A 285-nucleotide genomic window follows, 5' to 3' on the forward strand; every position below is an offset into this window, starting at 1 on the left:
AGGTTGACGTTCAAGAAGGTGACCAAGCTGAAGGATTTCTGCAGCATGTTCTACACGCTTGTCAATTTCAGCTTTATCGGCGTTTGCCAGTTTAAGACCAAAAGACATGTTGTCGTAGAGATTTAGGTGCGGGTAGAGCGCGTAAGATTGGAATACCATACCCACACCACGTTTTGATGGCTCAACATCGTTCATGCGTTGATCACCAATGTACAAATCACCAGACGTAATATCTTCTAGACCCGCGATACAGCGTAATAGCGTCGATTTACCACAACCTGATGG

At 45.3% G+C, this 285-nt stretch carries 1 protein-coding gene; it reads right to left on the reverse strand.

The features are described from left to right. Positions 1-285, reverse strand: a 285-nt coding sequence (locus AB4496_RS23655; RefSeq protein ID WP_372132209.1) for an ATP-binding cassette domain-containing protein, incomplete at both ends; no start/stop codon positions are given.

The organism is Vibrio sp. 10N.222.46.A1 (genome assembly GCF_041473595.1).
GTDB lineage: Bacteria > Pseudomonadota > Gammaproteobacteria > Enterobacterales > Vibrionaceae > Vibrio > Vibrio tasmaniensis_A.